At 72.7% G+C, this 8,316-nt stretch carries 8 protein-coding genes; 6 read left to right on the top strand and 2 right to left on the bottom strand.

Going from position 1 to position 8,316, the window contains the following annotated elements; all coding sequences use genetic code 11:
• The coding region (locus BKN37_RS11330; RefSeq protein ID WP_083341732.1) for a PH domain-containing protein at positions 1-1,003 on the bottom strand (1,003 nt) is incomplete at its 3' end.
• 53 nt (positions 1,004-1,056) lie between these two features.
• Positions 1,057-1,575, bottom strand: coding sequence for a PH domain-containing protein (locus BKN37_RS11325; RefSeq protein WP_242657211.1), 519 nt, complete (start codon positions 1,573-1,575; stop codon positions 1,057-1,059).
• 115 nt (positions 1,576-1,690) lie between these two features.
• Here BKN37_RS11325 and BKN37_RS11320 point away from each other — a divergent pair, with 115 nt between their 5' ends.
• The 6 genes from BKN37_RS11320 to BKN37_RS11295 all read left to right on the top strand — a co-directional run bounded on the left by BKN37_RS11320 (position 1,691) and on the right by BKN37_RS11295 (position 8,287).
• The gene (locus BKN37_RS11320) at positions 1,691-2,254 is read left to right on the top strand and encodes a hypothetical protein (RefSeq protein ID WP_131823570.1); all 564 of its coding nucleotides are present in this window, start codon (positions 1,691-1,693) and stop codon (positions 2,252-2,254) included.
• 79 nt (positions 2,255-2,333) lie between these two features.
• A complete protein-coding gene (locus BKN37_RS11315; protein WP_071025678.1) occupies positions 2,334-3,257 on the top strand; it encodes an SDR family NAD(P)-dependent oxidoreductase in 924 nt (307 codons plus the stop codon).
• 15 nt (positions 3,258-3,272) lie between these two features.
• Positions 3,273-4,478: a molybdopterin molybdotransferase MoeA gene (gene moeA / locus BKN37_RS11310; RefSeq protein WP_071025674.1), complete on the top strand. Its 1,206-nt coding sequence runs from the start codon at positions 3,273-3,275 to the stop codon at positions 4,476-4,478.
• A gap of 19 nt (positions 4,479-4,497) precedes the next feature.
• Positions 4,498-5,214 carry a phosphatidylserine decarboxylase gene (locus tag BKN37_RS11305; protein WP_083341729.1) on the top strand — a complete coding sequence of 239 codons (717 nt, stop codon included), beginning with the start codon at positions 4,498-4,500 and terminating at the stop codon, positions 5,212-5,214.
• Positions 5,211-6,101, top strand: a complete 891-nt coding sequence (pssA, locus tag BKN37_RS11300) for a CDP-diacylglycerol--serine O-phosphatidyltransferase (RefSeq protein ID WP_071025670.1) — start codon at positions 5,211-5,213, stop codon at positions 6,099-6,101. Before BKN37_RS11305 ends, pssA begins: the two co-directional genes overlap by 4 nt.
• Complete coding sequence (locus BKN37_RS11295) at positions 6,098-8,287, top strand: AAA family ATPase (protein WP_071025667.1); 2,190 nt, start codon at positions 6,098-6,100, stop codon at positions 8,285-8,287. Before pssA ends, BKN37_RS11295 begins: the two co-directional genes overlap by 4 nt.
• Positions 8,288-8,316: the final 29 nt, after the last annotated feature.

Genomic DNA, 8,316 nt, shown 5'->3' with positions numbered 1-8,316 from the left:
GCCCGTGGCCGACCAGCTTGCCGCGGACCACCGCCGCGTCGCCGACCAGCCCGGTCAGCACCGCCGCGGCGGTGTCGGCCGGGCAGGGCGGCAGCAGCACCGAGGATTCGCCGGCCCCGCCCACCCCGGTCATCACCGCGTCCAGCCGGGCACCACCCAGCGCGCGCACCAGCAGCGGCTCGCGCAACGTCCCGCCGCGCAGCCGGGCCATGTCGTAGGTGTGTTCGCGCACCCGCAGCAGGCCGTGCCGCAGCTGCAGCACATCGGCGCGCCGGGACAGCACCAGGTTGCCGTAGGTCAGCAGCGAGCGCCCCACGGCCAGCACCACCGACGCCACCAGCACCACGACCGCCAGCACCGTCACGGTGGCCGCCACCCCGGCCCGTTCGGCGGTGCCCAGCCCGGCCTGGCCCAGCCGGGACTGCTGCAGCGCGGTGCCGACGCCGCTTTGGTACACCACGCCGACCGCGGCGCCGATCGTCACCAGACCCGACAGGCTCAGCGGGCTGTACCGCAGCCACGACGGCCGCCACCGGGCCAGCACCACCGCCTCAACCGCGGCGGCACCGGGTTCGGCCCCGGCCGGCTCCGCGGACCCGGCCAACAGCGTGGCCCGCAACCGCGACACCTGGTCGGCTTCCACCGCGTCCAGCTCGAAAACGTTGTCGCCCTTGGCTTCTTGGCCGGTACTGACCCGCAACACGGTGAGCCCCAACAGCCGGTGCAGTGGCCGCGCGTCGGTGGTCACCGACCGGATCCGGTTGCGCGGCACCGACAGCACCTTGCGCTGCAGCACCCCGGATCGCAGCTGCACCTGTCCGGAGTCCAGATCGCCCTCGATGCGGTAGCTGGTGGTAAACCAGCGCGCCACCCCCAGCGCGGCGGTGACCGCCAGCGCCGCCAACGTCCACAGCGGGTTGCCGGTGGTCGACCCCAGCACCACCGCGCCGACCAGCAGCGGCAGCTGGCGCAGCATTTCGTGCACCGGATGCACCAGCAGCATCCGGGGACTCAGCCGCTGCCAGGCCAGATCGGGGTGCGCCGGGGCGGTCGGGGTCACGTGGCGTCCTCGGCGCCGATCGCGGCGATATCGGTGAGCTGCGCGACAACCCGGTCGGCGACGTCGGCGTCCAGCGCGACGATGCGCACCGCCCCCGCCGACGACGCCGTCGTCACGGTGACGTTGGCCAGCCCGAACATCCGATCCAGCGGGCCGCGGTAGGTGTCGACGGTCTGCACCCGCGAGATCGGGGCGATGCGCCGCTCCTGGACCAGCCACCCGGTGCGGGTGTACACCGCCTGCGGGCTGATCTCCCAGCGGTGCACCCGATACCGCCACAGCGGCGCCACCACCACCGACACCGCCAAGCCCAGCCCGGTGGCCGCCAGCACCAGCGCGTGCAGCCACACCAGCCGGCCGTCCAACACCGCCCACAGCAGTTGCCCGATCAGCAGCAGCAGCCAGGGCACCGCCCCGCCCAACGCCCACACCAGCGGCGCCTTGCGGCTGGGCGGATGCGCGGGATCGGTCATCATCACCATGATGTAAGGATGACGCACCGGACGTCGGGCCATGCGGAGACTCGAATCAGCCAGGAAATCCACCGCGGCCGTATCCGCAGTTCACCGCAGCCACCACCGGAAGAAAAGGCGTTCCACAGCAATCGCCAACCGTGTTTAACTACCGACCATGAGTTTTCATCGGGGTGTGTCGGCAATACTTGCGATCGTGGTCGCGATCGGCCTGGCCGTCGCGGGGTGCGGGAGCAAGACTAAGCACGACTCCACCAAGCAGTCCACGCCCACCAGTACCCGCGCGAGCGACCACACCGATACCGGTGGGGCGGAACGTGCCGACGCCGCGTCGCTGCCGGCCGGCTTCCCAACCGACGTGCCGGTGATCAATGGGCATATCGAGGGTCATCGGGAGTTAGGTCCGCTCGGGGGGCTGACCCGCTGGCAGCTGACCGTGACGGGGATCGACGCCGACGCCGGCGACGCGGCCCAACACCTGTTGCTCGACGGCGGCTTCACCCGTGACAGCCAGGGTCGCGACCTCGAACTCTGCAATGCAGACGACGACCGATCGGACTTCGACGGGAAAAAGACTTCGGTGCTCTACACAATCACGTTGTGCTCCAACACCGCCGGCCCAAACCCCCAGATCAAATACGATATCGCCGTCATCGATGTGGGTAGGTCCGAGGTCGCTCCGGCCCCATCGCTTCCGCCGCTGCCCAACCTCGGGGGCTAGGCGCCGGGCGCACCAACGCTAAATGCCGGCACACCGCCAGCCGGACGCCGCGCAGACGCCGTGAGTATCGTCTTTCGGCATGGACACACGCGGCAAATGGACCGCGGCCGACGTGCCGCAGCAGACCGGCCGGATCGCGGTCGTCACCGGCGCCAACACCGGAATCGGGTACCACGCGGCGGCGGTGCTGGCCGACCGCGGCGCGCGCGTGGTGTTGGCGGTGCGCAACCTGGACAAGGGCAACGCCGCCGCGGCCCGGATCCGGGACGCCAGCCCGAACGCCGACGTCACCGTGCAGCAGCTCGACTTGAGCTCGCTGGAGTCGGTGCGCGCCGCCGCCGCGGCGCTGGGCGAGGCCTACCCGCGCATCGACCTGCTGATCAACAACGCCGGGGTGATGTACACCCCCAAGCAGACCACCGCCGACGGCTTCGAGCTGCAGTTCGGCACCAACCATCTGGGCCACTTCGCGCTGACCGGGCTGCTGCTCGACCGGCTGCTGGGCGTGGAGGGCTCCCGGGTGGTGACGGTCAGCAGCATGGCGCACCGGATTATGGCCGCCATCCATTTCGACGACCTGCAGTGGGAGCACGGCTACAACCGGGTCGCCGCCTACGGGCAGTCCAAGCTGGCCAATCTGCTGTTCACCTACGAGTTGCAGCGCCGGCTGACCGCCAAGAGCAGGCCGACCATCGCGGTGGCCGCCCACCCCGGCACCTCCAACACCGAATTGACCCGCAACCTGCCGGCGTTCCTGCGCCCGGCCGAAAGACTGTTCGCGCCAATCGTTTTCCAGAACGCCCAGATGGGTGCGCTGCCGACGCTGCGGGCCGCCACCGATCCGGCGGTGACCGGCGGCCAGTACTACGGTCCCGACGGCCTGGGCGAGCAGCGCGGCCACCCCAAGCTGGTGGGCTCCAGCAAGCAGTCCCGCGACGCGCAGCTGCAAGGCCGCCTGTGGCAGGTGTCCGAGGAGCTGACCGGCGTCACGTTTCCGGTCTAAGCCGATAATGGCGGCATGCGTCCGGTCGAGGAACATCAACGCGTCGTTGCCCACCTGATCACCGCGCGGCCACCGGCCACGGTGCCGCTGGAGGCGGCCGAGGGCCTGGTGCTGGCCGCCGACGTGGCCGCGGCCATGTCGCTGCCGGTGTTCGACAACTCCGCGATGGACGGCTACGCGGTGCGCGCCGCCGACGTCGCCGCGGCCACCGCCGAGGACCCGGTGAAACTCCCGGTAGCCGAGGACATTCCGGCCGGCCGCACCGACATTCCGACGCTGGCGCCGGGCACCGCGCATCGGATCATGACCGGCGCCCCGGTTCCGGTCGGCGCCGACGCAATAGTGCCGGTGGAGGCCACCGACGGCGGCACCGACACCGTCGCGATCCGCGCCGCCACCTCACCGGGGCGCCATGTCCGGCCCGCCGGCGAGGACGTCGCCGCCGGCGCCACCGTGCTGCGCGCCGGCCAGCTGGCCACCCCGGCGGTCGTCGGCCTGGCGGCCGCGCTGGGTCAGCCCGAGCTGACGGTGATCCCGCGGCAGCGGGTGCTGGTGATCTCCACCGGCACCGAGCTGGCCAGCCCGGGCACCCCGCTGCAGCCGGGCCAGATCTACGAGTCGAACGCGGTCATGCTGGCCGCCGCGGTCCGCGAGGCGGGGGCCACCGTGGCGGCCGCAACCAAGGTCAGCGACGACGTCGACGAGTTCGCCGCGGTGCTGGACCGTCACGCCGCCGACGCCGACCTGATCATCACCAGCGGCGGGGTCAGCGCCGGCGCCTACGAGGTGGTCAAGGACGTCTTCGGCCGCGCCGGCGACCAGGGGGTGGAGTTCGTCAAGGTGGCCATGCAGCCCGGGATGCCGCAGGGCGCCGGGCGGGTGGCCGGCACCCCGATCGTCACGTTGCCGGGCAACCCGGTCAGCGCGCTGGTGTCCTTCGAGGTGTTCATCCGGCCCGCGCTGCGCCGCGCCATGGGGCTGCCCAACCCCGACCGCTCCCACCACACCGCGGTGCTGGCCGAGCCGCTGACCTCGCCGCGCGGCAAGCGCCAGTTCCGGCGCGGCCTGCTCGACACCGCCGCCGGCACGGTGACCAGTTACGGGCCGCCGGCCTCGCACCATCTGCGCTGGCTGGCGTCGTCGAACTGCCTGCTGGACATCCCCGAGGACGTGGTGGAGATGGCTGCCGGTTCCCCACTACACGTCTGGGATCTCCGGTAGGCGTCCGTAAGATGAGCGGGTGGCCAGACGCCCCCGCCCCGATGACGACGTGACCTCAACCCTGCACCGGCTGCTGGGGTTGGTGCGGTCGTCGGTCCCGCCGGTGCACCCGGCCGGGCTGCCGTTCATCTCCGCCGGGCTGGCGGTGGCCGCCGTCGGGAAGGCGACCCGCAGCCGCACCCTGCGCCGCGCCGGGCTGCTGGCCGCCGGGGCGTGCGCCGGCTTTTTCCGGCACCCGCCGCGGGTGCCGCCGACCCGGCCGGGGGTCGTGGTGGCACCGGCCGACGGGGTGGTCTGCGTCATCGACACCGCGGTCCCGCCGCCCGAACTGGCCCTGGCCGACGTGCCGCTGCCGCGGATCAGCATCTTTTTGTCGCTGCTGGACGCCCACGTGCAGCGGGCCCCGGTGGGCGGTGAGGTGATCGCCGTGCAGCACCGGCCGGGCCGGTTCGGGTCGGCCGATCTGGCCGCCGCCAGCGCCGACAACGAACGCAACAGCCTGGTGATCCGCACCCCGGACGGCGCGCAGGTGATCGCCGTGCAGATCGCCGGGCTGCTGGCGCGGCGCATCGTGTGTGACGCGCGGGTCGGCGACAAGCTGGCGATCGGCGACACCTACGGGCTGATCCGGTTCGGCTCCCGGCTCGACACCTACCTGCCCGCCGGGGCGCGGACGATGGTCAGCGTCGGTCAGCGCGCCCTCGCCGGTGAGACCGTGCTGGCCGAGCTGCCATGACCAGCACCCGGCGCGCGGTCGGCCTGCGGATCCTGCCCGGATCGATGACGGTGCTGGCCATCTGCGCGGGCCTGACGTCGATCAAGTTCGCGCTGGACGGCCAGCCGCACGTGGCGATGGCGCTGATCGGGGCCGCGGCGATCCTGGACGGCCTGGACGGCCGGGTGGCCCGCTTCCTGGACGCCTCATCGCGGATGGGTGAGGAGATCGACTCGCTGGCCGATGCGGTGAACTTCGGGGTGGCGCCGGCGGTGGTGGTGTACGTGTCGCTGCTGTCCACCTCGCCGGCCGGCTGGATCGTGGTACTGCTGTACGCGGTCTGTATCGTGTTGCGGCTGGCCCGATTTAACGCCCTGCTCGACGACGCCAGCCTGCCCGCCTACACCCGGGAGTTCTTCGTCGGGATGCCCGCCCCGGCCGGGGCGATCTCGGTGATCGGCCCGCTGGCGGCCAAGATGCAGTTCGGCGAGGGCTGGTGGAGCTCGGAATGGTTCGTGTGCGCCTGGCTGGTGGCCTGCTCGGGGCTGGTGGTCAGCCGGATCCCGATGCGCAAGATGCACGCCGTGTCGGTGCCGCCGAACCTGGCCGCCGTGCTGCTGGCGGTGTTGGCGATGGTCGCCGCGGCGGCGTTCCTGTTCCCCTACATCCTGATTTTGGTGCTCATCGTGGCCTACCTGTGCACCATCCCGTTTTCGGTCCGCAGCCAACGCTGGGTCGCCGCGCACCCCGAAGCCTGGGACGAGGCGCCCAAACAGCGCCGCGCCACCCGACGCGCCATCCGTCGGGCGCAGCCCAACCGCCGCTCGATGGCCCGGCTGGGGTTGCGTAAACCCAGCGGCCGCTCGATGGCCCGGCTGGGGCTGCGCAAGCCGGATCAGGGCCAGTGACCCCACACCTGACGCTGACCGCGCGGCTGAACACCTCCGCGGTCGACACCCGCCGCGGGGTGGTCCGGCTGCACCCGGAAGCCATTGCCGCCCTGGGGATCCGGGAATGGGACGCGGTGTCGCTGACCGGGTCGCGGACCACCGCGGCGGTGGCCGGGGTGGCCGATGCGGACATCCCGGCCGGGGTGGTGCTGCTCGACGACGTGACGCTGTCCAACGCCGGGCTGCGCGACGGCACCGCGGTGATCGTCGCCGCGGTCACCGTGTACGGGGCGAAGTCGGTGACGTTGAGCGGTTCGGCGCTGACCGCCCGGTCGGTGTCGCCGGCCACCCTGCGCCAGGCCCTGCTGGGCAAGGTGATGACGGTCGGCGACGCGGTGTCGCTGCTGCCCCGCGATTTGGGCCCGGGCACCTCCACGTCGGCGGCCAGTCAAGCATTGGCCTCGGCGGTGGGGATCAGCTGGACCTCCGAGCTGCTGACCGTGACCGGGGTGGATCCGGCCGGGCCGGTCAGCGTGCAACCCAACTCGCTGGTGAGCTGGGGCACCGGTGCCGCGCCGGCGGCCGACGACACCGGCGCGGCCACCGAGCTTGCCCGGCCCGCGCCCGAGCCGCCCCGCGCCGCGCCGCCGATCAGCCTCAACGACCTCAAGGGCTGTGATGCGCAGGCCGCCAAGCTCACCGAATGGCTCAAGCTGGCGCTGGACGAGCCGGGCCTGCTGCGCACCCTGGGCGCCGACACCAACCTGGGTGTGCTGGTGTCGGGTCCGGCCGGGGTCGGCAAAACCACGCTGGTGCGCGCGGTGTGCGCCGGGCGCCGGCTGGTCGAGTTGGACGGCCCGCACGTCGGCGCGCTGAGCGCCGAGGACCGGCTGGCCGCGGTGACCGCGGCGGTCGCGCAGGTGCGCGACGGCGGCGGGGTGCTGCTGATCGCCGACATCGATGCGCTGCTGCCCGAGCCGCCCGAGCCGGTGGCCACCTTGATCCTGGCGCAGCTGCGCGCCGCGGTGGGCACCGCCGGGGTCGCCTTCGTCGCCACCTCGGCGCTGCCCGACCAGCTCGATCCCCGGTTGCGCGCGCCCGACCTGTGCGACCGGCAGTTGGGGCTGAGCCTGCCCGACGCCGCCACCCGCGCCGCGCTGCTGGCGACGCTGCTGGCGGCGGTGCCCACCGGCGATTTGGATCTCGACGAGATCGCTGGTCGGACACCGGGTTTCGTGGTGGCCGACCTGGCGGCGCTGATCCGGGAGGCGGCGCTGCGGGCGGCGGCGCGGGCCAGCGGCAACGGGGAACCGCCGGCGCTGACCCAAGACGACCTGGTCGGTGCGCTGTCGGTGATCCGGCCGCTGTCCCGGTCGGCGGCCGAGGAGGTGGCCGTCGGCTCGGTGACGCTGGACGACGTCGGCGATATGGCGGCCACCAAACAGGCGTTGACCGAGGCGGTGCTGTGGCCGCTGCAGCATCCGGACACCTTCGCCCGGCTCGGGGTGGACCCGCCGCACGGGGTGCTGCTGTACGGACCGCCCGGCTGCGGCAAGACGTTCGTGGTGCGCGCGCTGGCCGGGTCCGGCCGGGTCAGTGTGCACGCCGTCAAAGGCGCTGAGCTGATGGACAAATGGGTGGGCAGCAGCGAACGCGCGGTGCGCGATTTGTTTCGCCGGGCCCGCGACTCGGCGCCGTCGCTGGTGTTCCTCGACGAGGTCGACGCGCTGGCGCCGCGGCGCGGCCAAAGCTTCGACTCCGGGGTGACCGACCGGGTGGTGGCCGCGCTGCTGACCGAGCTCGACGGCGTCGAGCCGCTGCGCGACGTGGTGGTGGTCGGCGCCACCAACCGGCCCGAGCTCATCGACCCGGCGCTGCTGCGCCCGGGCCGGCTGGAGCGACTGGTGTTCGTCGAACCGCCCGACACCGCCGCACGCCGCGACATCCTGCGCATCGCCGGCACCTCGGTGCCGCTGCACGACGACGTCGACCTGGACGCGCTGGCGGCGGATTTGGACGGCTACAGCGCCGCGGATTGTGTGGCGCTGCTGCGGGAGGCGGCGCTGACCGCGATGCGGCGCTCACTGGACGCCGCCGACGTCACCGCCGCCGACATCGCCGCCGCCCGCGAATCCGTGCGCCCCTCACTGGATCCCATCCAGCTCGCCTCCCTGCGCAGCTGGGCCACCTCCCAGCGCCCTTAACGCGAGCGTGCGTGTCCCCGGCCGACACG

It is taken from the genome of Mycobacterium talmoniae, from assembly GCF_001854525.1.
In the GTDB taxonomy this organism is placed as follows: Bacteria; Actinomycetota; Actinomycetes; order Mycobacteriales; family Mycobacteriaceae; genus Mycobacterium; species Mycobacterium talmoniae.
The sequence above is the reverse complement of the archived record's forward strand: the minus strand, read 5'-3'. Positions and strand labels throughout refer to the sequence as shown.